This is a genomic window from Bradyrhizobium sp. BEA-2-5 (assembly GCF_032918025.1).
In the GTDB taxonomy this organism is placed as follows: domain Bacteria; phylum Pseudomonadota; class Alphaproteobacteria; order Rhizobiales; family Xanthobacteraceae; genus Bradyrhizobium; species Bradyrhizobium pachyrhizi.
Window position 1 is genome coordinate 1,974,271 of the sequence record NZ_CP136629.1, and the last position, 22,616, is coordinate 1,996,886.

General features: G+C 61.1%; 17 protein-coding genes and 1 pseudogene. 8 read left to right on the plus strand and 10 right to left on the minus strand.

The window, feature by feature from the left end; genetic code table 11:
- Positions 1-6: 6 nt before the first annotated feature.
- From RX327_RS09275 to RX327_RS09295, 5 genes are read left to right on the plus strand one after another with little or no spacing between them, the layout of a single operon-like run.
- Positions 7-2,730, plus strand: a complete 2,724-nt coding sequence (locus RX327_RS09275; protein WP_410712181.1) for a 4Fe-4S dicluster domain-containing protein — start codon at positions 7-9, stop codon at positions 2,728-2,730.
- Positions 2,727-4,082, plus strand: coding sequence for an NrfD/PsrC family molybdoenzyme membrane anchor subunit (nrfD, locus tag RX327_RS09280; RefSeq protein WP_317250092.1), 1,356 nt, complete (start codon positions 2,727-2,729; stop codon positions 4,080-4,082). Before RX327_RS09275 ends, nrfD begins: the two co-directional genes overlap by 4 nt.
- Positions 4,075-4,602 (plus strand): DUF3341 domain-containing protein, encoded by a 528-nt coding sequence (locus RX327_RS09285; RefSeq protein ID WP_317250093.1) that lies wholly within the window; start codon positions 4,075-4,077, stop codon positions 4,600-4,602. The genes nrfD and RX327_RS09285 overlap by 8 nt, the downstream gene beginning before the upstream one ends.
- On the plus strand, positions 4,602-5,129 hold the full coding sequence (locus RX327_RS09290) for a cytochrome c (RefSeq protein WP_317250094.1): 528 nt from the start codon (positions 4,602-4,604) through the stop codon (positions 5,127-5,129). The genes RX327_RS09285 and RX327_RS09290 overlap by 1 nt, the downstream gene beginning before the upstream one ends.
- The gene (locus RX327_RS09295; RefSeq protein ID WP_317250095.1) at positions 5,126-6,211 is read left to right on the plus strand and encodes a hypothetical protein; all 1,086 of its coding nucleotides are present in this window, start codon (positions 5,126-5,128) and stop codon (positions 6,209-6,211) included. The genes RX327_RS09290 and RX327_RS09295 overlap by 4 nt, the downstream gene beginning before the upstream one ends.
- On the opposite strand, the gene RX327_RS09300 is transcribed toward RX327_RS09295, so the two are convergent.
- Together RX327_RS09300 and RX327_RS09305 are read right to left on the minus strand one after the other, a co-directional pair.
- On the minus strand, positions 6,165-6,941 hold the full coding sequence (locus RX327_RS09300) for an SCO family protein (protein WP_317250096.1): 777 nt from the start codon (positions 6,939-6,941) through the stop codon (positions 6,165-6,167). The two genes, RX327_RS09295 and RX327_RS09300, sit on opposite strands and share 47 nt — an antisense overlap.
- Before the next feature lie 24 nt (positions 6,942-6,965).
- Entirely contained in the window at positions 6,966-8,756 is a 1,791-nt protein-coding gene (locus RX327_RS09305; protein ID WP_317250097.1) for a thiamine pyrophosphate-requiring protein, read from the minus strand.
- A gap of 214 nt (positions 8,757-8,970) precedes the next feature.
- Between RX327_RS09305 and RX327_RS09310 the strand changes: the two genes are divergently transcribed.
- Entirely contained in the window at positions 8,971-9,198 is a 228-nt protein-coding gene (locus RX327_RS09310) for a DUF6894 family protein (protein WP_038378059.1), read from the plus strand.
- Here the strand turns inward: RX327_RS09310 and RX327_RS09315 are convergent.
- Positions 9,195-9,887, minus strand: a complete 693-nt coding sequence (locus RX327_RS09315) for a Crp/Fnr family transcriptional regulator (protein WP_317250098.1) — start codon at positions 9,885-9,887, stop codon at positions 9,195-9,197. The two genes, RX327_RS09310 and RX327_RS09315, sit on opposite strands and share 4 nt — an antisense overlap.
- A gap of 732 nt (positions 9,888-10,619) precedes the next feature.
- On the opposite strand from RX327_RS09315, the gene RX327_RS09320 reads away from it, so the two are divergent.
- A complete protein-coding gene (locus RX327_RS09320; RefSeq protein ID WP_317250099.1) occupies positions 10,620-10,832 on the plus strand; it encodes a hypothetical protein in 213 nt (70 codons plus the stop codon).
- Between the two features lie 1,707 nt (positions 10,833-12,539).
- Here the strand turns inward: RX327_RS09320 and RX327_RS09325 are convergent.
- From RX327_RS09325 to RX327_RS09350, 6 genes and pseudogenes are all read right to left on the minus strand, one after another.
- On the minus strand, positions 12,540-12,737 hold the full coding sequence (locus RX327_RS09325; RefSeq protein WP_283089671.1) for a hypothetical protein: 198 nt from the start codon (positions 12,735-12,737) through the stop codon (positions 12,540-12,542).
- A gap of 352 nt (positions 12,738-13,089) precedes the next feature.
- Positions 13,090-13,614 (minus strand): annotated as a pseudogene (locus tag RX327_RS09330) (SOS response-associated peptidase family protein).
- 207 nt (positions 13,615-13,821) lie between these two features.
- Positions 13,822-14,358 carry a hypothetical protein gene (locus RX327_RS09335; protein WP_283089672.1) on the minus strand — a complete coding sequence of 179 codons (537 nt, stop codon included), beginning with the start codon at positions 14,356-14,358 and terminating at the stop codon, positions 13,822-13,824.
- 230 nt (positions 14,359-14,588) lie between these two features.
- On the minus strand, positions 14,589-14,852 hold the full coding sequence (locus tag RX327_RS09340; RefSeq protein WP_317250100.1) for a hypothetical protein: 264 nt from the start codon (positions 14,850-14,852) through the stop codon (positions 14,589-14,591).
- A gap of 311 nt (positions 14,853-15,163) precedes the next feature.
- Positions 15,164-15,346: a hypothetical protein gene (locus RX327_RS09345; RefSeq protein WP_028332771.1), complete on the minus strand. Its 183-nt coding sequence runs from the start codon at positions 15,344-15,346 to the stop codon at positions 15,164-15,166.
- A 402-nt stretch (positions 15,347-15,748) separates the two neighbouring features.
- Entirely contained in the window at positions 15,749-16,033 is a 285-nt protein-coding gene (locus RX327_RS09350) for a hypothetical protein (RefSeq protein ID WP_317250101.1), read from the minus strand.
- A 1,983-nt stretch (positions 16,034-18,016) separates the two neighbouring features.
- Between RX327_RS09350 and RX327_RS09355 the strand changes: the two genes are divergently transcribed.
- On the plus strand, positions 18,017-19,084 hold the full coding sequence (locus tag RX327_RS09355; protein WP_317250102.1) for a reverse transcriptase domain-containing protein: 1,068 nt from the start codon (positions 18,017-18,019) through the stop codon (positions 19,082-19,084).
- 469 nt (positions 19,085-19,553) lie between these two features.
- Here RX327_RS09355 and RX327_RS09360 read toward each other — a convergent pair whose 3' ends face one another.
- On the minus strand, positions 19,554-22,607 hold the full coding sequence (locus tag RX327_RS09360; protein WP_202814571.1) for an NAD(P)-binding protein: 3,054 nt from the start codon (positions 22,605-22,607) through the stop codon (positions 19,554-19,556).
- Positions 22,608-22,616: the final 9 nt, after the last annotated feature.

Below are 22,616 nucleotides of genomic sequence, written 5' to 3' on the forward strand. Positions count from 1 at the left end.
AAGCTGATGGGCGCATCCTTTGCGCTTGCCGGACTAGCAGGATGCGAGAAGAGCCCGTTCGTCGCGGCGTTGCCCTATGTCGAACAACCGCAGGGTATGGACGTCGGAGTTCCAAAATACTATGCGACCGCGGTGACGCTGGATGGCTATGCTCAGCCGGTCATTGCGAAGACCTATTCCGGCCGGCCAACCAAGCTGGACGGCAATCCGGATCATCCGGCGACACAGGGCCGCAGCGACGTATTCATGCAGGCCGCCGTGCTCGAGCTCTACGATCCTGACCGCGCGCAAGCACCTAACCATCGCGGCGAGCCGGTGACGTGGAGCGACGTGCAGCATCACATCGGCCTGTTGCGCCAGCAGTGGACGCAAAGCCAGGGCGAGGGGGTCGCATTGTTGCTGGGTCATTCGACTTCGCCGACGCTCATTCGCCAGATTGAAGCTCTGGTTCGCGAGTTTCCCAAGGCCCAGATCTATGAGCACGCCGCGGTTGGCGGCGGACGAGGACTCGATTCGACGAGAGCGGCCTATGGTCAGCCGCTGCAACTTCGCCCACAATTCGAGAACTGCGACGTCGTCGTCAGTCTCGATGACGATTTCTTGGGAGCGGGACCTCACCAGGTCGCCAACGCGCGCGCCTGGTCGGCGGCGCGACATCGCACCGCCGACAAGCCTGGACTTGCGCTGTACATGGCGGAGGCCGTGCCGTCCACGACAGGAGCGATGGCCGAGGCGAGGGTGGCGGTCGATGCCTCCCGCACCTGGCTCATCGCCCAAGGACTCGCCAATTCATATGACGTCGCCGGCGCCGCAAAGCCTGATCTTTCGGAGAAGGAGCAACGATGGCTCGATCGCGCGGTCCATGCGTGCCGGTCGGCGCGAGGCCGAGCGCTCGTGACCTGCAGCCGCTTCGGTGACGACGCGACAGCGTCCTGGGTGGCGCGAACGAACGAGGCGCTCGGCGCGACTGCGCTGCTCGGCGCTGCGGCGCCTGTCCCCAATGTCGCGAACGCCAAGAGATTGAGCGATTTGGTCAACGACATCGGCCGCGGCGCTGTGGAAACGCTTATCATAATTGACGCCAACCCGGCCTATACTGCGCCGGCATGGCTGGCTTTCAGGAACGCTGTTGCGAAGGTCAGGTCCTCGGTCCATATCGGCATCCATCGGGACGAGACAGGGGCGCTTTGCGAATGGCATCTGCCATTGACGCATACGCTGGAGAGTTGGAGCGACGCGCGCTCGATCGATGGAACGGCCACTATCATCCAGCCCACGATTGCACCCTTCTACGACGTCCGCACCGTTCATCAGGTCATGGCGCTGCTGCTGGGGCAGTTGGACCCGTTGCCGGAAACGCCGGTTCGGGACACGTGGCGCGCGGCGCTTGGCGACGATTTCGAGACGAAGTGGACGCGTTGCCTGCACGACGGCTATGTCCCGGAGCAGAGGGCGGCCCCACCGAACATCCACGCGGCGGCAACCGCCGTGGTCCCGCCGCTGCCGGATGACGGACTGGATATTGTCTTCCGGCCCGATCCGACGATCTGGGATGGCAGTTTCGCCAATAATGCCTGGCTGCAGGAGTTGCCGAAGCCGCTGACCACGCTGACCTGGGGCAACGTGATTTCAATCGGCCCGGCGCTGGCCATGCGAAAGGATCTGACCAATGGCGATCACGTCAGGATTAGGGTCCGGGATCGATCGATCGCCGGACCTGTGTGGGTCCTGCCAGGCCAGGCCCCGAACACGGTCGCGCTCACGCTCGGCTACGGCCGGAGCAAAGCGGGTCGGGTTGGCGATGGTCTCGGCTACAATGCCTATGACGTCCAACCGATCGACCAGCCCTGGCAGACCAAGGGCAGCCTGCACAAGCTGGGAACCCGCGAGACGCTGGCCGTCACGCAGCTGCATCACCGCATGGAGGGCTTTGACTTCGTCCGTGAAGTCAATGCAGCCGACACCGACCATCCCAAGCAGGAGACGACGCAACCGAGCCTCTATCCGCCAAAGCCTTCGGCGCAAAACGCCTGGGGCATGGTGATCGACCTCGATGCCTGCATCGGATGCAATGCGTGTGTGGCCGCCTGTACGGCCGAAAACAACGTGCCGGTCGTCGGCAGCGAGCAGGTCAAGGTCGGCCGCGAAATGCAATGGCTGCGGATTGCGCGCTACTATACCGGCGACGTCGAGGAGCCGCGCAGTTTCTTCCAGCCGGTGCCCTGCATGCATTGCGAGCAGGCCCCCTGCGAGATGGGCTGTCCGGTCCATGCCACGACGCACAGTCCGGAGGGCATCAACCAGATGGTCTACAACCGCTGCATCGGCACCCGGACTTGCTCGAGCTACTGCCCCTACAAGGTGCGCCGCTTCAACTTCTTCGACTATCGCCCTGCGTCCGATGCGCCGGAACATGCGGCACACAATCCGGACGTCACGGTGCGCTCGCGCGGCGTGATGGAGAAGTGCACCTACTGCACGCAGCGGATCGAGGCTGCGCATGTCGCGGCCGACAAGGAGAACCGGCCGATCCGCGACGGCGAGGTGGTAACCGCCTGCCAGAGCGCGTGTCCGACCAAGGCGATCGTGTTCGGCGACATCAGGAATCCCGACTCCGAGGTATCGCGCCTGCGCGGTGACGGACGGCATTACGTGTTGCTGGAAGAGCAGGGGACGCGACCGCGTACGACCTATCTGGCACGCTGGAAACCCGCGGGAGGCCAAGGATGACCGATCGCACCGCCGATATCCTGCCGCAAGACCAGAGCCTCGGGCGGGTCAGCGATCAGCTCACCGGCATTCCTCTGCATTTCCCGGCGCGCCGGCGCTGGTGGATTGCGATGATCATCGCATCGGCGCTGCTGCTCCTCCTTGTAGTCTCCATAACCGCGCTGTTCACCCGTGGTGTCGGTATCTGGGGCATCAATATCCCCGTCAACTGGGCATTCGCGATTCACAATTACGTCTGGTGGCTGGGCATCGGTCACGCGGGGACGTTGATCTCGGCGTTGCTGCTCCTGACTGGCAGCGAATGGCGCAATTCCCTCAATCGTTTTGCCGAGACCATGACGCTGTTCGCGGTGATCTGCGCCGGCATCTATCCGGTGCTGCATCTTGGGCGTCCCTGGTATCTGTACTGGATGTTTCCGTACCCCGCGACGATGGGGGTATGGCCGCAGTTTCGCAGCCCGCTGGAATGGGACATCTGGGCGGTCTTGACCTATCTGACCGTATCGCTGGCGTTCTGGTACACTGGCCTCATTCCAGACCTCGCCGCCGCGCGCGACCGGTCGAGGAAGCGCGGCTGGCAGATTTTCTTCGGCATCACGTCGCTCGGCTGGCGCGGCTCGGCCGCGCATTGGCAGCGCTGGCAGCAAGCCTATCGCGTCGCCGCGGGGCTTGCGGTGCCACTGGTCGTCTCGGTGCATAGCGAGGTGTCGCTCCTGTTCGCCGCCGGCCAGATCCCCGGCTGGCACTCGACGATCTTTCCGCCATACTTCGTGCTCGGCGCGGCGTTTTCCGGGTTCGCGATGGTCGCGATCATCGCTATCGCGCTGCGATCACTATTCGGCCTTGGCAATCTCGTGACCGACGACCACCTTGATTTGCTCGGCAAGGTGCTGCTCGCCTGCGGCCTGATGACAGGCTACGGCTATGTCTTCGAGGTGTTTGACGCGCTCTACTCCGGCGGCCCGCACGAGATGCAGACGCTGACGGACCGGCTCACCGGCGCCTACGCCTGGACCTATTGGGGCGCAGTCGTCTTCAATTTCATTCCTCTGCAGGGGCTGTGGTGGCGTTCTCTGCGGCGCAGAGGCTGGATGCTCCTGTCGATCTCCATCTCGGTCGTGATCGGAATGTGGCTAGAGCGCTACATGATTCTCGTCACCAGCCTCTACCGCGACTTCCTGGTGTCGTCGTGGGGCGCGTTCACTCCGACCTTCTGGGACTGGTCGACTTATCTCGGCACGATCGGCCTGTTCCTGGTGCCGTTCTTGCTTGCGATCCGCTTCATTCCCATGATTTCGATTTTTGAGACCGAGGAGCTGTTGCACAAGGAGCAGGAGGAGCCTCATGGCTGAGCACTCCTTCGGCCTGCTCGGCGAGTTCGCTACCCCAGAGGCGCTGCTCGTGGCCGCGCGCAAGGCCCGCGAGGTGGGCTATCGCAAGCTCGACGCGTTCACGCCGTTTCCGGTTGAGGGGCTGGCGAAGGTACTCCGTCTGCCAACGCCCCGGATTTCCATCGTTGGTCTCGCTGGTGGTCTCGCGGGCGCCGCCATCGCGCTGCTGATGCAACTCTATGTGAATTACGACTATCCGCTCGATGTCGGAGGGCGGCCGCTCTACGCACTCTCGGCTTTCGCCGTAGTGGTGTTCGAACTGACGATCCTCGTGTCGGCACTCGCGATGATCATCGCCATGCTCTGGCAAAACGGCCTGCCGCGGCTCAATCATCCGATCTTCAGCGCCCGTCATATCGCCCGCGCCAGCAAGGACCGGTTCTTTCTGTGCGTGTTGGCCGAGGACGCAGCGTTCGATTCCGAAAAGACGGCTGCTTTCCTGCAGAGCGCTGGGGCGCTGTCAGTGGAGCTCGTGTCGTAATGAAGGGCGCATGGCTTCTTGCGTCGGCCTTGCTGCTCGCCGGGTGCGACCAGAACATGGACGCACAGCCTCGTTACAATGAGTACGGCCGCGCGCCGCTGTTTCGCGGCAGCGCATTGCGCAACCCGCCAGCGGGCGCGGTCGACCGCGACGCGCTGGCGGAACAGGCCGCCGTGCGGAACAAGCCGCCATTGACAGCGGCGCTGCTGGAGCGGGGCCATCAGCGCTTCGACATCTTCTGCTTGCCGTGCCACGGCGCCAATGGGGACGGCAACGGCATCATCGTCGAGCGCGGCATGCCGCGTCCGACCAGTTACCATGCCGAGCGGCTGCGGAACGCCGAAGACCAGCATCTCTTCGACGTTATCAGCAACGGCTACGGCGCGATGTATTCCTATGGCGCGCGCGTGCCGCCGCGGGATCGCTGGGCGATCGTCGCCTATATTCGCGCGCTGCAGCTCAGCCGTCATGCGTCGATCGACGATGTGCCGGCCGACCAGCGCGGCAAGCTTGTGGAACCACCATGATCGGACGCGGCCTGCGCGATCGCCGTTTGATGATTGCCGTCGTCGGCACGGCCGGCATTCTGGTTGCTGGTGCGTTCGCGGACCATCGTTCGACCGCCGCGGCCTATCTCGTGGCCTGGATCGCGGTCAGTGCGGTTCCGATCGGGACGCTCGGCGTGCTCATGGCGAGCTATCTGGTGCGGCGGGCGTGGACGGAGGAATTGCAGCCGGCAATGACGGCGATCTGCGCCACCCTTCCTATTTTCGGCGTGCTCTTCCTGCCGGTCCTGCTCGACCTCGCTACGCTCTATCCTGCGGCCGGACCTCACGCGGTGCTACCGGCCTTCAAGACGATCTATCTCGCTCCGTGGTTCGTGGCGGCGCGAACGGTGGCCTATTTCATCGTCTGGACCTGGCTTGCCCTCAAGTTGCAGGCGGCCTGGCCGGACCCGAATCGCATGGCGAGGACGGCGTCCGGTGGACTGATCGTCTACGCGATCTCCGTATCGTTCGCCGGTGTGGATTGGATCGAAGCGCTGGATCCGCAGTTTCATTCATCGATTTATGGCCTGCTGTATCTCGGTATGGTGCTACTGGACGGCGTCGCCGGCGCTATCGGCCTTGGACTTCTCTGCGGCATAAGGCGAGCCGGCGGCTACAGCGCGCTGCTGTTGTCGATGATCCTGCTCTGGGCCTATCTCCATGCCATGCAGTACATCGTCATCTGGTCGGGCAACATTCCGGACGAGGTGACCTGGTACATCGATCGCTCGTCGGAGGGCTGGCAGTTCGGCTTAGCCCTTCTGGCCGTCGGTCAGCTCGTGGTTCCGTTCTTTGCACTGGTAAGCCGTCGCGTCCGCGCCGATCGCCGTCGGCTACTCGGACTATGCGCCCTCACGCTCGCGATGCGGATTTGCGAGGCGTCGGTCCTGGCATTCCCGGCCATTGCTGGTCTCCATGGTTGGCTCACCGGCATCATGCTGGTGGCTGGTCTGGCCTTGCTTATGGGGCTGTTGGCCTCGGGCGCAGCGTTCCGCCTGCGCCATGCCAGATGGCTCAACTTCGCGCCACCTCGCGTTCGCGCCGAAGCAGAGCGGCGATGAGCAGGCCTAGCAAGACCAAGGTCGCAAGACCGGTTGCCTTGAGCAGGTGACCGACCGCGAGCGTGTAGAGACCGCTTGCGGGATCAAATCCGTAGCACATCAGCCTGACATGATCGGCCCATCCGCCGATGCGACCTTGACCGGCTTCGACCAACGCGAGGCGCAGATTGGCGGGATCGAGCCCGAAACCGGGCAGGGCGCGCGCAATGCGACCGTCGGCCGTGGCGACAAAGGCTGCCGCGGGATGCGCGTAGCGGCCGTGGTCGCGGTCGTAGACCGCTTCAAATCCGAATGCTCTTGTCAGTGCCGCAATGTTGCTGGCGTCGCCGCGCAGGACGTGGGTGGCGTCGCCCAGCGCTTCGAGGCCGACTTGCGCCTGCTTCATCTCCTTCGCGTTCTCCGCGGTATCCTGCGGGTCGAAGCTCACGACGTTCAGATTGAAGTCCTGACCGGGACTTAGGCCGGATTGCCGGAGCGCATCGGAGACGGTGCTGACCACCGGGCCGCACAACGTATCGCAGGTGAAATCTGCGAGGACCCATACGCTTGGTCCTCCGGTGAGCCATTGCCGGATCGGCCGTGCGACGCCGTTTTCGTCCCGCAGGCGGACGCTCAGCGGTAGCACGGCGCCGGGCCGGGGTGATGCCTCGACCCCGGCGAGATCGGACCTGGTCAACTGGGCGCGCGCCGGCGCCAGTGCTGCGCAGACCAAACAGACGGCAAGCATCATCTGGCGATGCATCGCTCCTGGCCTTCATTTCTCCTTGCCGGGCAATATGGTCTCGAGCAGCTGACGCGCTGCGCCGCGGATGACGCCGACTTCGTTCGGGTCGCCCTTGGCAAGGGCGAGCGAGAAATTCTTCGCCTGCTGGAGCGTGATGTGCGGCGGCAGCGGCGGCACCTCGGGATCGGTTTTCACCTCCAGCACGACCGGCATCTCGCTCGCCAGCGCCTGCTCCCAGGCCGGGCCGAGCTGTGCGGGGTCGTCGACATAAATCCCCCGCAGCCCGATCAGCTCGGCGAAGCGCGAATAGGAGACATCGGGAATGCGCTGCGAAGCCTCGAATTTGGGATCACCGTTGATGATGCGTTGCTCCCAGGTGACCTGGTTGAGGTCTTCGTTGTTGAAGACGCAGACGATGAAGCGCGGATCCCGCCACGTGCGCCAGTATTTCGCAGCCGTGATCAGTTCGGCCATGTTGTTCATCTGCATCGCGCCATCGCCGACCAGCGCAATGACGGGACGATCGGGCGCTGCATACTTCGCGGCGATTGCGTAGGGAACGGCCGCGCCCATCGATGCCAGGCCGCCCGACAGCGAGGCGTTGAGGCCGGGACGCATCTTTAGATCACGGGCAAACCAGTTGGCGCAGGAGCCGGAATCGCTGGTGATGATCGCGCAATCGGGAATGCGCGGCGACAGCTCCCATGTCACGCGCTGAGGATTGACAGGCTTGGCCGGCTGGTGCGCACGATCCTGCAATGTCTTCCACCAGGCCCGGACATTGTCCTCGATCGTCTTTCGCCAGCTGCCGTCGCTCTTCTGCTTCAGTCGCGGCAGCAATGCGCGCAGCGTCTCGGCGGCGTCGCCGACGAGACCGACCTCCATGGGAAAGCGGATCGACAGCATGCTGGCGTCGATGTCGATCTGAACGCCGCGCGCGCTGCCTTCCTTGGGCAGGAATTCGGCGTAGGGAAAGGCCGAGCCCACCATCAGCAGGGTGTCGCACTCCATCATCATGTTGTAGCTGGGCTCGGTGCCGAGCAGGCCGATCGAGCCTGTGACCCACGGCAGGTCGTCGGGCAACGCGGCCTTGCCGAGCAGTGCCTTGGCGCAACCGGCCGACAGCCGCTCGGCAACCGCGATCACCTCGTCGGTGGCGTGAAGCGCGCCGGCGCCGATGAGCATCGCGACCTTCTTGCCGGCGTTGAGCACCTCCGCGGCGCGGTCGAGATCGGCCTCCGCCGGAATGATCCTTGGCGGAGTGTATCCGACGCCGGACCGCAGCGTGCCGTGCGCGCGCGGCGGATCCTCGTAATCCTCTTCCTGCAGATCATTCGGCAGGATCAGCGCGGTCACGGTGCGCCGGGCGAGCGCAATGCGCGCGGCGCGGTCGATCAGATGGCGGACCTGAGCGGGCGAGGAGGCCTGCGCGACATACGCGCTGGCGACGTCCTTGAACATCGAGACCAGGTCGAGCTCCTGCTGATACTGCCCGCCCAGCGCGTTCCGCGCCTGCTGGCCCACGATGGCTAGCACCGGCTGATGGTCGAGCAAGGCGTCATACAGACCGGTGATCAGGTGTGAGGCACCGGGGCCCGACGTCGCGATGCAGACGCCGAGGCGGCCGGAAAATTTGGCATACGCACACGCCATGAACGCCGCCATCTCCTCGTGGCGCGCCTGGATGAAGTCGATCTTGCTTTCGGCGCGATTGAGCGCGCCGAACACGCCATTGATGCCATCGCCGGGATAACCGAAGAGATGCCGCACGCCCCAATCCTGGAGGCGCTGCACTACGAACTCGCCAACGGTCTTGGACATCTTGCAAATCCCAAAACTTGACTGTGAGCGATGAACGGCGGGGATTGGCAGCCGTTCCAAAGCGACCCGTCCCTCAAGTAGAAGGCGGTTGGCCGCCATGATGCAAAAGCGAAAGGTCGGCTAAGTAAACGTGAGTCTCCCTAAGGCAGCACGAGCGACCTTTCGCAAGCGCCGCTCGTAAGGAACCATGACTTCCTTCGGGCATTGAGGGACGATGAGTAGATACTATTTCCACATTACGAACGGCCACCCATTCGACGATCCCGCCGGGGAGGAATTGCAGGACGAGCAGGCCGCTTGGCAGCAGGCGCTCCTGACTGTTCGGGATATCGAGTCCAACCTTGGCCTCGACGCGTCAAACCGCTGGTCCCTTGTGGTCAAGCGAGAAGACATGCCGGTTTTTCAGATCGAGGTCACGGCCAAACGCCTCGGCTCAAGTTAGCTGGCGGGCTGCAAATGAAGGTAGGTCGGATCGAATCCGGCCAACTCCTCCAGCCTGCCGTGATCCAGGATACGGTATTGCGAGCGCTCGACCTGCATTATGTTGCTCTCACGCAGTTCTTGCAGCACGCGGTTGACGTGTACGGTGGAAAGTCCTAGGCAATCACCCAGGTCGGATTGCGTGATGGGGAAGGCAAAGCTGCCGTCGCTGGTCCGGCCAATGGCCTTTAATCTCCTGTGCATTTCGGCGAAAAGATGTGCCATGCGTTCGACCGCTGATCTGCGGCCGACATTCACGATCCATTCCCTGAAAATCGAGGCGTCAATCAACGTTTCGCGCCATAGAGCTGCCGCAACGTTAGGCCGCTCCCTGCTCAAGCTCTTGATCGCCTCGTGTGGAATGAAGCCTAGCGTGCAAGGCGTAAGCGTCGAGAAGTCATGATCCATGACGTTGAGGTGCAGGCTCTGCAAGTCGGGAATCTCGCCAGGAACGTGTAGCGATAGAACTTGCCGTTTTCCATCGGGCGTCACCTTCGCGCGAAAGGCAAAGCCCTCGGCGAGCAGGCAACTTTCCCTTGTCCGACTTCCGTCGGCAACAATGATCTTTTGGGCCGGCAGCTGTTGCTCGCGGATTGGAAGCCGCTCTATGGCTCGGATGTCCTGACCGTCTAGTCGATTTGAGACAGTCAACTTTGTGATCAACGTCGTCGGTAGAGTCGAGGGCATCCGCGTTCTTCATACTTAAAACATGGAACGGGCGAGGAGCTTGCTTTCTTCACAAGCTATCGAGGGAGAGCATCACAGCTCGCGACTACCGACGCCCGAAACCCTCTGCGCCGGTGCCAAAGGCCAACGATTGTTAATCGAAATTGTTCCTCGTCATTGGCGAAGGGTGATCTCGCCCGTTTATCAACGTCCGAAAGTCGCTGTGGGGTGGAGGCTTCGTCCAACGGCGCGGTTCGCGGAAATCCGAGCGTCGAGGTGAATTTTGGGAAAGTAACTAAGGTTGTAGAATCTATCGTGCTCCGGGCCTACGTTCGATCCGTCACCGTGCGGCCCAAGGTATCTACCGGTGATGAGATCGCCCATCACAACGCTCCCGCCCCACGCAAACAGAGATCCGCGCCATGAAGAAGCGGCGTCGCTTCAAACAGACAGAAACCCTACAAGAACGGCTTGCGAAGTTTGCGGCCGATATCCTTGATCAGGCTAATAATCTGCCAGATGGTCAGGAGCGCGAGGACCTGATTAAACGGGCACGGAGGGCAGATACGGCCGCTCATATTGATGATTGGGCCTCATCGCCTGGCCTCCGACCGCCGGTGTAGGGCTTGGAGTTATCTCCTCCCTCCAAGTCCTGAGAGTTTCCCGAGCGGTGCTCGCGCTTTAGGAACGGTGTTTTCCCCAACGCGTTTCAGAACGATGGGTGAGAGTGTACATATCCTTGTAGAAGACGCAGTTCAGATTGCTTGGGATTTTCTCGAAGCCTCCGGCGAGATCATTGACGGCTATGAGACCGGTCGATTTCTCGTGAATGCTGTTGGTCGCATGGCCCTTGCTGGTGAGCGGCGTAAGATCATGCTGGCCAACCGCGCCATCGATGCTTGTCGGAATCGCACGCCTCAGGCTGCTTGATGAGCAGAGCGGAGGGGTATCGAAGGGCCCGATGTCGGTAAGGTTATCCGAGACTGAGAACGTGGAAGTACATCGCGGCAATTATCGCGATGCTGAGCAGAATAATCCCAATTAAGAACCTTCCCATATCGGACTAAGCCAACCGGGGCAGGTTCGTTCCTGGCCGGGACTGAAAGGCGCCTGGAGCGAGAATTGGACACTTGGACGCATCGGGACGAAGTGGCAATTTTTGATATGGGTGTTAGCTTCGGAACCTCGGATCACGCCGCAATTCATCATAGATGACTGGCCCGAGCACCGGCCTCTAGGCCCGCGCTAGACTCCAACTTACGGTGACCTACTTTACAGGACGAGCATCGTCGTGTTGGGGCTGAGCCGCATAGCCATCGCAGCAATTGCGATATTCTTGTGAGAAGCGGCCGCCTCAGTGTGGCGGCCTCTTGCATGCTTCAAGTCATTCAAAGAGTTCTTTGCTCGGCTACGTCAATCCGCATGAACGTACCGCTCTTGTCGACCTCCTCCAGCCATGCGCGATCGCACACCTAGCCCAGCGGGTACTCGGCCGGCGTGCCTTGTCGTCGCGCAAGTAGGACGATCTCCCGCGTATCTCATTCGCTCCCTCCGTTTTGTCTGTGAAGCGCGGCTACGAATCTCCAACCACGATAGTCATAGAGCCCGGCCCAATGATGAACCAGCTTCCCACATTGCCGACAATCGAAAGACCCGGACGTGTTCACCGGGATCGAGCTGCGCTCCTGAAGAGCCGAATAAACTGCGCCGCAGTTGGAGCAGGCAAAATGAATGGTGATTGATGGGGCCATCGACCGATCCAACGGCAGAGCTTTGCGCCCGTTCCTCGGATCGATCTACCGCCCAATGGGCGCTACGAGGCGCGCCTGTGTCCCGGGTGCTTGTCAATCGTTCTCTTTGCCGCGGTGATCGCTTCCCGCGAGCTTTGATAGGTCATCGTTCTAATGGTTTGCCGGCCGTTGAGAGGCGCTATCTCAACTAAGAATCCGCCGCCGGGTTGCTCGACGACCAACAGCCGGTGTCCTGAATATTCAAGTTCGTCTGCCACTTCCGCGGCCTCCGCCAGTGCTCTGACAACAATTGTCCTGTGGGCTGTGTTCCAACGAGACGCAGGGATCTTCTTGCGGCGCCGCCGAAGCTCTCACCGCTCTCCGGGCCACCAGGTCGATTGCGGGCTCATGGCGGAGGATCTTCGTGGTGCGCAACGCCCATGGGCAAGGTCTGCGAATCCCTTGACCGACCAATGATAGGCACCACGGTAGGACAGCCGCCAAGGTTCGTGGGATTGCTGATCACGCCGATAAGCGTTGAAATCGCGCTCCTATGAAGGATGCCCTACCAAGATCACGTTCGGCGAAATGCGCGAAACGGGCGCAACTTGCATCATGGTCTTTTGCAAAGACCATCAATGTTCGCACAACGTCCAGACGGACGCGTCGAAATGGCCGGACGAGATGCGCCTGTCAGATCTCGAGCCGCGGTTCACCTGCACAGTCTGCGGCAAGCGAGGCTCGATCATTCGGTCGGTCGACGTGCCGCCAAGGATAGGGACGGGCGGTTAATGGAAGTAGGTCAATCCTCCCGCCACGATCGCTAGGACGAAAGCGAAGGCGGCGGCTCCGATAATCCAAGGCATGTCATGGCGTTCTCTGGGAGTCATCCGCAATTGCCCTTCCGTTAGGGATGGAGAAGCGAAAGCAGGCGTTGGCGGTTCTGATCCTGGTCGAGCTGATTTTTGCGCATCACTTCAAGCTCAGCTTCGACCTTAGTGGTGTCTTCATTCAACCGTTTCAATTCAATCAGCAGCGCCTCAAGCTCCGCGAGCCGCCTTTCGCCTTCGATCACATCGATTTCGATCTGCCTCAACTCGTCCATGATCGCATCTTTGTACATCGTCGCGCTACGACTCGCAGGCTGCACTGACAAATGACAAACGACGTGGAAGCTCTGCTGGTTCCTTAGGTTCTTGCGAACAGATCTTTGCTAGTCTGAATCACACGAGTGAATGTGCCGCTCCGGCGGACGGGCTCGAGGCAAAAATAATATGCGTTAATGATGGACCGCATCTCACGTAGTAGGCTAGCTTCCCCTCAAGAAGTGAGAAAAACGCTATGCAGGGAAGTGCCCGCGTCCTGAGAGAACTGCAGTTCTGGCTTACCATGCTGTTGAGCTTGTCGCCGCTGTGGATCGCGGCTGGTCTTTTGCTCTTCTTGAGCCATTGAGACCTTTAGACAGCCGACAAACGGTCCTCTTTGTCGGCGCCACGCATCACGATCTTGAGTGCTTCGTCGGGCAGCGGCCGCTGACTGCCTTCGCCTCGTCCCACGGCGCGCGCATCCAGACGTCGCGCTCTTCCTCGGTGGTCAGGATCACCGGCATCGCCTTGGGACGGATCGGTGCCACGACCGGGCACCGGCTTGGCACCGCGATCGCCGGCGTACTCGGTCCAGATCCCGGCGAAGGCAGTCAGCGGCCGGTCGTCGCCCAGCGCAAACCAGACGACGTCCTTCTCGCCGGTCTCCGGGTTCGGCTCCCGTGCGTATTCCGAGAAGCTGTTGAACGGCACCAGGCAGCGGCTTTCCGGCTTCAGCCAGCGCTTTCGGTGCGGCGACTTGACGTTGCGGATGTTGGTCACCGGCGGGCCGCCATACTGCGGCGGCGACGGCATGCCCCAGCGCATCAGAACCATCTCGCGACCGCCGGCGCCATCGCGAATGACCGGCGCCGGATAATCCGGGAACGCGCCCGGCATCGCCGGCAGGTTGCCGACACAGCGGTTGACGAGACGGAAGAGGCCGGCGATCGTCGGGTACTGGCCGAAATAGGCCACTCGCCAAACCAAAACAGGCCGCAACACTGGAACGACTCCAGAACGAGAAAATTATGCAAGGGAGAGAAGCGGACAGCGAAGGCGCGTTTGAGTCCCCCCAATTGCCCCGCAGACGCGCACTCGTTTGTATCAGCCCCAGCGCGACCTTGCCCTGGTGCGCTGGGACCGTTTTTGATCCGCCATTTGCGGGCGTGAAAATCCTCTGCGAGGAACGATCCAATTGGGCATCTGCTGGACGCGCTTTGGCACCTCAGGCGATGCGTTCATCCGGTGAATGGATCCGGTCCCTGCCAGCCCAGTCCATTCACCTAATGTCCCAGCGTCTATCCCCCCGGTAGCGCTGGGGCTTTTTATTGAGAAGCTGGCCACTCGCAGATGCGAAATATGCGACGCGCCGTCGCCGAAGGCGTCGCGGATCGCCGTGCGGTAGGGATGGAAGCCGCCCGTTGAAAACTCGGGCTGGCCGATCACGCGGGCGCGCAGATCATGCAGAAAGCCGAAAGTCCATCGTGCTTTCGGTGTTACGCTTGCCGACGCCCAGCTAATGATCGCCTTTTGCGTCCCGGCCATGCCGATGAAAACGTACTGATCGCCCTTGGCGTTGATTTCGTGGCGATGAAAGAGGCCGCCAACTGAGGCGGCCTTAATCGTCCCAAATGCGCTCACCGCACTGGCATTGATAAAGCCGGACGGTTCTGCCCTTCTGAATATCGAGTATGGTTTGCGCTAGGCAAGCGAAGGCGGCGCAAGTTGGACAAAATGTCCGCGATCTGAGGTCGGCTCCGCCGACAGCTGTTCGTTATGATGCGTAGTCACTTAACTGGACCTCTACAGTTGAGGCTTAAGTTCAAAAGTGCACACCGCCTAGTTGGTGGTGATCGAAAAGAGATTGCACATCAGGCGAACAAGTCCTTGCCGGCTTGCGTCATCCGCACGAACGTCCCGCTCTCGTGGTACTCGAGCCAGCCCTGATCCTTGGCGTACTCCAAGCCTGCCCAGTACTCGGCCGGCGTCGCCTTGTCCTGGTAGAGCATCGGATAGTTGATCTTCTCAATGTAGACCCGGCCGTCCTGCACTGGCTGGAATGCCCGAGCGTGCTCCATGATCCGACGTGCGGCCTTCTCAGGGTTGGAGTAGGGACGGTCACCGGCGTATTTCATTTCTCATCTTAGGTTGCTTGGAGGGCAGGGCAGCGATTCTCCATTCGTTATAGTCGTAGAGCCCAGCCCAGTGGCGAACAAGCTTTCCGCATTGCCGGCAATCGAATATGCCGGAAGTATTCGTATGGGTTGCGCGGCGTTCCTGGCTCGCTGAATAGACGATGCCGCAGCCGAACCGGTACGAAGATGAAGGCGAAGAATGGCCCAACAGTGACTGCATCGGCAAGGAAGGTTGCCTACAAGCTAAGGCAGACGATGGCCGTAGCAGCCGTCAACTTAGCCTAGCGTGAAGGCGCGAGGAGCCCACCGGTTCACGCCGGCGGACTTCCCCTTAACGCAATTTCCATTGTTTCAGGCTGTCGACCGCGGCGCGCGCTATGCTCGGTCATGGCCTTTACCGCCTCATCTTCGTCGGCGCAAAAAGCGATGCTTCGCCGATCGGCAAACACGAGCCACTGGCGAAGGCCAACTTCCCTGATGACGTACTCGGTCATTTTCGAGCGTCCTGCAGCGAGTGGACTGCATCTTATGCAAACGACGTTGCTGTTCCATTAATCAGAAGCCGGCCCAGACGGTGAGCGCGCACCGAAAGGGGCAAGCTTTTGTCGGCCTTTCATTTCGAATGGGAAGGCAAAGTCGAGTATGCAAAGAGCGCTATCGAAGGCGCGGGGCTTGCTGTGATGGGTGCCGCTGTTCGATAAGCCGCTTCCGGATCATCTGCCTGACTGGGGGGCGGCCTGGATCTGATCCCAAAAAGTACGCCGCCGGGCTTGAAATGCTGCATCCCGGCGGCGGCCTTCCAGCTGGCCCTGTAATCCCCGCAACACAGCGGTAGCAGCGCGGTCAACACACGCGAGTGATGCAGATCAATCCTACCGACGGGCTTTTGCGCGAAATCACCAGCGGCGATAACCGCCGTGATAGCCGTAACCCCTATGATAGCCGTAGCCCCTGTGCACGTATCCGTAACGACGGACGCCGTAGCCACGATAGCCGTAACCGTAGCCGTACCCCCTGTAGACGGGCGCCGTGCGCACACAGCCGTTCGGGCCGCAGACTACGGCGACGTTCTCGACGTTTGAAGCGGGAGAAAATGTGGCGAGCGGCATCGCCGACGCGCTTGCTGCCGCAGCAAGGCTGCCGAGCGCAGCAAGTCCAACAAGTGCAAATTTAAGTTTCATGGTTTCCTCTCGTGGAATCTAAGGCCCCCAAACTGTAGGAAGTTGAATGTGAATGCTGGATGAGCAGGCCGGCCGTTTTTGCGTGACGAAAATGCGGCGCGCTTATGCTCTGCGCGGGATGTCCCCAGCGGCCCCCTAGCAGCATCCGGAACGAGGAGGGTGCCAAGGTCCAGACTAGCTAAATGCGATAACGAGCAGGCCCGAGCACAACAGCACAAGGCAGGTCGTGATTAGCGCGAGGAGTCCATCAGACACAAAGTCATGGTTATGCATGATACACCTCCCTGTCGCGGATGGAGGCTGGTCCGAATCTATTAAAGATTTCGGAATCGGGTTTTGGTGAAGGCGGCTAGCTATTGTCTTTGCTGCCCTTCACGAAACCCGTGTGGATCATCGGAATAGTTCCAAGAAAAGACGCCGCCGGTCTCAAAAATACGCGCCCGGCGGCGTTGCCTTCCTGATCTGGGACACTGAAATCCCCAGCGTCAATCTGACTGCATGGCCCGTGCCGCTGGGTTCATCTCCTGCTGGCGAGGTGAACGGTCGAATTTGTGCCCGGCTGGGGAGCGCCCATCGTCGCCCATACGGCAATGCCGATGGCCAGCGCGACCATCACGGTCTTGGTAGCGATCTTATTGCCATTCATCCTGGAGACGCCTCGCGCTCAGTCGCCAAATCTCAAAAGTACGCCGCCGGGCCCGAAATGGTTTGTCCCGGCGGCGCCCTGTCATTCCCAGCGCTGGGGCCCTGAAATTCCCAGTATCGGTAACCTAGCAGCCTTCGCGCCAAACGACTGTTGCTTGGCTCACACAAACGTTTGGAAGAAGAGCCGGCGCCAGGGCCGCACGCCAGCTCCTCCCGAAAAGGACCGCCATGTGTCGTCCCCAACGGTCCCGTCCCACAGGAAAGCGTGCGCCGCTCTGATTGCTGATCTCCTAACGACCCCTGGTGAAATCGACATCGGTTTTCGGCGGACCGGGCCAGAGCACTCCCGAATGACAGGCCGGGAACAAGAGGCAATACCAGGTAAAACAGAAAACGACCCCCGGCGCGGGGAACGCCGAGGTCGCTATGAACTCCTGACTGGCGATCCGGCAGGATTCGAACCTGCGACCCGCGGAATCGAAATCTGCCACTCGGTTCGCGAACCGAACCTCGTCAACCACCGATTGACCACCGAAACCCCGTGAACAAACAGCGATAAAGGTGGTCAGTCACGACTGAGCTTCGTTGTTTTTGTTGATTTTTTCGGCCGCTGATTACGTTCGGGACGTAGGGAGGACCGGGTCAAATCGCAACTTGAACCGAATGACGGTATCGGTGGTTGCGCCTCCCCGATTTGAAGTGCGTCAGGAGAAGCTCATGATGTCTAGTGGATGAAAGTTCTGCCGAGGTAGGTCTTAGCCAGACGCCTCGTAGCGAGTCTTGGGTCCGAACCGGTAACGGCAGGACTAAGCGTAGACAGCAAGCGTGCAGGGTGTGTATTGGGCCACGTAATGGGATCGTCGCGGTCGCCGAGGCTGCTTCAAAAGTCGAAGGCAACACCGGGATCTGCGCTAAAGGCGAGCAGATTCTGGGCCGCCGGGGTCGGAGACCACATCACGCGCGCACAGAGATCATGGGAACCTGAGAAGCCCTATCGTGTGCTCCGGCTCGTCACCGGAGAGGGAATTGGCCGAGCGAAAAGCAAAGGCCGTTCCTCAGGCACGGCACGGTGGCGGATCGGGGCGTAGTACTATCGATGGCGGCGAAGGCAACGAGTCGACCGGAGGGAAGGCCCCGACTGATGGGAAACTCCGGTGAGAGGCACGGGACCGGACACAGAGCCGGATCATCCTGTCAGCCAATCTCACCAGGGTGAATGAGGCGGCCAAACGGTCGCGCCAGACCAGGTTCACGGCGCTGCTGCACCACGTTGACGTCGCTGCGCTCGAAAGGGCGTATCGACGGCTGCGGCGGCAGGCGGCGCCCGGGGTAGACGGGGTGACAGTGGAATCCTACAGGCAAGACCTCGAGGGTAATCTTCGCGATCTAGCCGACAGGGTCCATAGCGGCCGTTATCGGCCGTTGCCGGTTCGCCGGACGTACATCCCAAAGGCTGACGGCGGTCAGCGGCCTCTCGGCATCCTCGCGCTGGAAGATAAAATCGTCCAGGGCGCGGTGGCGGAGGTCTTGAGCGCCATCTATGAAGCCGACTTCCTCGATTGCTCCTTTGGCTTCCGACCCAGACGCAGTGCTCATCAGGCGCTACGCGTGGTGCGCGAAGCCATCACGACGGAGCCGGTGAACTGGGTGCTCGATGCCGACATCCGCAGATACTTTGACAGCGTTGACCACGACTGGCTGCTGCGGATACTGACGCACAGGATTGCCGACCCGAGAGTCCTGCGGCTGATTGGCCAATGGCTCCGCGCCGGCATTCTGGAGAATGGCGTGTACGCCGATACGGTGGAAGGAACGCCCCAGGGCGCGGGCATCAGCCCGCTGCTCGCCAACATCTTCCTGCATTATGTGCTCGATCTCTGGATGGAGCAGTGGAAGCGGCGGCATGCGACTGGTCAGGTACGGCTGGTCCGATATGCCGACGACTACTTGCTCCTGTTCCAGCGACGGCAGGATGCGGAGACGATGACGGCGGCCTTGGCGGAGCGACTGGCCAAGTTCGGTCTTCATCTGCCAGAAGACCCAAAGGAAACGGATGATCCGCAAGCTGAAGGAGCTGCGCCAGGAGATGAGGCGACGAATGCACCAACGGCTCCGCGACCAGCACAGGTGGCTGGCTGCGGTGCTGCGCGGGCACTACGCCTACTTCGGCATCCCCGGCAACAGCACCTGCCTCGGTCGCTTCCGTCTTCAGATAATGAAGGCGTGGCGGCGGGTCCTACTACGGCGAAGCCAAAGGCCGAAGCTGTCGTGGCAGCGGTTCAACGCGATCCTGAGGGTCTTCCCGGTACCGATCGGGCATGTACGCGACTGGCGTCACCAAATGGTCTGATCAAGTTACTCGTCAGAGGAGCCGGATGCGGGAAAGCTGCACGTCCGGATCTGTGAGGGGGGCGTCGAGCGATCGACGCCTCTACTCGACCCTAGTAGCGGAGCACTCTAAGCGGGCGAAGGATTGCGTAGGAACGGCGACTTTTGACGAACTACCAAGGGTTCACGTCGCGACTTATGCTTCTCCGCGATAGGAAAACAGGGCTTCGGAAATAGTGGGTCTAGCGATGTAGCGGACCCCCGCTACCATGCGGCATTCGTCATACCGTCGCGGTTCATTGCCTTATCCAGCCTCCAAAGGGATGGTACTTTCCACGCGGTCCGCCGGCTCGGGGGCGGGCGCGCTCTGCGGCCAAGGCACGAGTAACGAGTGAAAGGCTGCCTGGCGTTCGGCTGTCGGGTCCGGGGCGCTGCATCCTCATGCTCGACTCTCGCCGTTTTGATGGCTGTCGTCATCCTAAGGGCTTCGTGCGAGTGCAGTGTCTTGGTGACCATTGAGCGAATTAGTGGCGCCAATTCCCGGCCGTCAGCGTCGTACCAAGATACGGCCCAGCAATGCCGTGCTGTACTCGCCGGTGGCCCTCGCCAGATTTCTTGCGCTCGAACTCGGCTGCCCGGCCGGAAAGTTGAAGGGCAGGCTGAGCGTCCAAGGCGCGATGAACCGGAATCCCCAAGAGTCGTCCTTTTGCGGCGGCTTTGAGATCGGTGCGAGTTCGATCTCGTCTGCCTTATGGGCGAAAGGCGAGGATAGCGCGATCTTGCCTTTGATGGGTTGAACGACCGCGCCGCCTAGACCGTATTTCAGCATCGAGTAGACGAAATTGCCATCCGGCTGGACGCCGACCAGCGGCTGATCCAGTTTGTCGCGGAGTTGCTTGATGACGAGATAACTGTCGATACCACCGGGCACGCCGTCGCGCTCGAACCAGGTTCTTATGGTGCCGGATGAGCTTCGCATGGAGAAGGAGTCATTATCATCCTGGATTCGTGCGACCTGTTTGTTGAAGCCGTAAAAATTCTGGCCGATCAACGTGGCTGCCAGCGAGCTCACGAACAAATGCGGCATGTAGCTGAACAGGACGTTCTGCAATGAAGGTGCGTTCTTATGGATAACGTCGGGAATCAGCTGGGCGATTTCGAGGTAGTGCGCGCCGCCGAAGGGTAGTGGTCCCGGACGCACGTTGCGTTGCCGGGCAAAGATCAGGACGACATGATGCGGTGGCTCGGGAATATTCCCCGCTGTCTTTTCCGTCTTGCCCTCTGCATCGGACGACGCGCCGTGATGCGCTGTCTTGATCGTGCTGTGGGGCGCTGGAGGTTCGAGGAGTGTCAGCCCATCGGGTAGCATTTTCTCGAGTTCGCAGCGCGGCCGTTGTTGGACGACGCAGAACGCCTCGATTTCGCCGGTACCGGCGACGGCGTTAGTGGCAAGCTTGCGCAACAGGTCCAATGCCGGCAACAAGGCGGTTGGCAGCGAAACGTCGTCGAAGTCGTTGGCGTTTGGCATGGCAATATCTACTCCTGCAATTGCGGCTGCCGCGGCGCGGCCCGCCATGACCGATGCTTCAATACAACCCGCATTAATACCGGTACGAACCCAGTCGCCGGCGAGAAAGAGATTGTCGACCCCCGAATTGCCGGCCTCCATGCGTTTGAACACGCTGCCGGGAACCGATAACACATATCGGTCCGAGGGATTGATGTTCACCCTCGGATATTGCGCGAAGAACCGCCTTCGAGTGGGTGGGGAATAAGCACGATAGTCGAAGAATCGCTCCCAACGAATGGCATGGCCGGGGCCTTCAATTCCGGGCCATAGGAAGTGAAGGTCGCTCTCGACCCAGCGCAGCATCCTTCGCCTTTGCCGCGCGAGCATCCTGGCCGGATAGCTGTGTTTGCAGAACGGGGGCGGCGGATCCAGGGGATCGTCGACCAGGGAGCCAACGAAATATGCCAACCCCTTGGGAGACGGTTGAGGCCATTTTTCCAGTGGCAACATCAGGCTGAGGTCGGCCCAGGTATCGAGCGGCAATACGAATCCCGAAAGAGCCGTTCGATCCTGCTTGCAACCGAGCTCTCGCATGCCGACGCTTGTCCATGCTTGAAAGGCTACCGTCGCCGTCGTTTTGATGGCATCGACCATCTCTCGCCAGCCGGGCGTGTGGCAGATCAGGTCGCTGCATATCGTGCAAAATGCGCCGATGCCGATGCCGAGCACGACATCGTCGAAATCCCTCCCTCGCAGCAGCTTTCGGGGAGGGTCGACGCCGGGCCACTTCGTCCATGCCGATTCCAGGTCTATTCTTTGGTCCCGCAGATCCTGTCCTTGGACCAGCTGACAGTAGTCTGGATGGGAAGGCCAGCTCGGGATTGTGCCATCTGCGCCGATCCAGATCAGCGGATCGTAAGAATTGCCGGAGTGGGTGGTCGCCTGCACGGTGGTGTCGATGAATTCGATCGAAGCTTTGTCTTGAGACAGTCCGATGTGCTCGACCTTGGTAAAGAATTCGAACTTGACATGGCGTTTCGTGAGGACCTGGTAGAGCGGAGCGAACAGCAGCTCGCCCATGGTCGCCTTGAGAAGGTAGAAGAACGACCCGCGATATGTGAAGAGCAGCTTCAACAGGATGCGGGTGCCGGTGCCAGCCGCCACATTCCTGCAGGGAACGACATTCCCGTGTTCCGTGTGGCTACCGAAGAACCCGAACACATAATCATAGCAGCCACGGACGATGGCGGAATCCAGCGTCGAATCCGAGCAACCGTTCGACCTCATCCAATCGGTCCACTCCTGATGGTCGATGCAGTCGAAGCCCTGCCACAGCACGCCGTCGCTCAACATGCCGATCGCGATCGTCAGCGCGACCTCCGCCACGATCTCGCGCGGGTCGCGAGACATGGCGGCTGACGCCGGCTTGTCGCAGAGCTGAGTCCGCGCATGCCTTAGTATCGTCTGTAGTTCGGCGGCGTCACTCGGGCTGACCGTCCTGGGATCCTGCGGCAGGATATCGATCTTCGCCCGCGCCGTTCTGAACGGACCGTCGGTCGTTCCGGCCGCCACGGCGGAGTGCTGGGTCCCCGCCGGCCATTGGTCGGTGAAACCAGCGATCGACTGGCTCTGCTGCACCGAGCATTCGAGCAGTGAGCGCAGAAAATCGACGAGCGATAATGCGGGACGCGGTGTGCCCGGAATTCCTTCATGGGGTGGAATGTCGATAGTCCATGAAGTCCAACCGGAATTGAACGGCTCCATGAGCACGGATCGATCGAGGCCCTCGAAGGCGTTCTCGCGTGACCCGAACGGCGGGCTGAGATCGAGATCGATCATCGCGGCATAAAGCCGGTCGACCAGTTCGAATGCGTTATCGTAAAAACCGGTCCAGACATGAAGTCCGTGTTCTTCGGCGCGATACCCTTTTTCCTTGTCGCGGCCGACCGCTCCCTTGCCGCCAAGCCGCCAGCCGATCGTGTAGACGGTGATGTCGAACAGCTGATGCTGGGGATCCTGCTCCGTCAGCTCGAACGCCGCGCTGAGCGCTGCGACACCGCCTCCCAGGATTGCAATCTTTCTGCGCGCCATGCGGCCGAT

Excerpts from the sequence above, each read along its gene's own strand:
- RX327_RS09275 (WP_410712181.1), top strand. The coding sequence starts at position 7 with ATGGGCGCATCCTTTGCGCTTGCCGGACTAGCAGGATGCGAGAAGAGC.
- nrfD (WP_317250092.1), top strand. The coding sequence starts at position 2,727 with ATGACCGATCGCACCGCCGATATCCTGCCGCAAGACCAGAGCCTCGGG.
- RX327_RS09285 (WP_317250093.1), top strand. The coding sequence starts at position 4,075 with ATGGCTGAGCACTCCTTCGGCCTGCTCGGCGAGTTCGCTACCCCAGAG.
- RX327_RS09290 (WP_317250094.1), top strand. The coding sequence starts at position 4,602 with ATGAAGGGCGCATGGCTTCTTGCGTCGGCCTTGCTGCTCGCCGGGTGC.
- RX327_RS09295 (WP_317250095.1), top strand. The coding sequence starts at position 5,126 with ATGATCGGACGCGGCCTGCGCGATCGCCGTTTGATGATTGCCGTCGTC.
- RX327_RS09300 (WP_317250096.1), bottom strand. The coding sequence starts at position 6,941 with ATGATGCTTGCCGTCTGTTTGGTCTGCGCAGCACTGGCGCCGGCGCGC.
- RX327_RS09305 (WP_317250097.1), bottom strand. The coding sequence starts at position 8,756 with ATGTCCAAGACCGTTGGCGAGTTCGTAGTGCAGCGCCTCCAGGATTGG.
- RX327_RS09310 (WP_038378059.1), top strand. The coding sequence starts at position 8,971 with ATGAGTAGATACTATTTCCACATTACGAACGGCCACCCATTCGACGAT.
- RX327_RS09320 (WP_317250099.1), top strand. The coding sequence starts at position 10,620 with ATGGGTGAGAGTGTACATATCCTTGTAGAAGACGCAGTTCAGATTGCT.
- RX327_RS09325 (WP_283089671.1), bottom strand. The coding sequence starts at position 12,737 with ATGGACGAGTTGAGGCAGATCGAAATCGATGTGATCGAAGGCGAAAGG.
- RX327_RS09340 (WP_317250100.1), bottom strand. The coding sequence starts at position 14,852 with ATGAAATACGCCGGTGACCGTCCCTACTCCAACCCTGAGAAGGCCGCA.
- RX327_RS09345 (WP_028332771.1), bottom strand. The coding sequence starts at position 15,346 with ATGACCGAGTACGTCATCAGGGAAGTTGGCCTTCGCCAGTGGCTCGTG.
- RX327_RS09350 (WP_317250101.1), bottom strand. The coding sequence starts at position 16,033 with ATGAAACTTAAATTTGCACTTGTTGGACTTGCTGCGCTCGGCAGCCTT.
- RX327_RS09360 (WP_202814571.1), bottom strand. The coding sequence starts at position 22,607 with ATGGCGCGCAGAAAGATTGCAATCCTGGGAGGCGGTGTCGCAGCGCTC.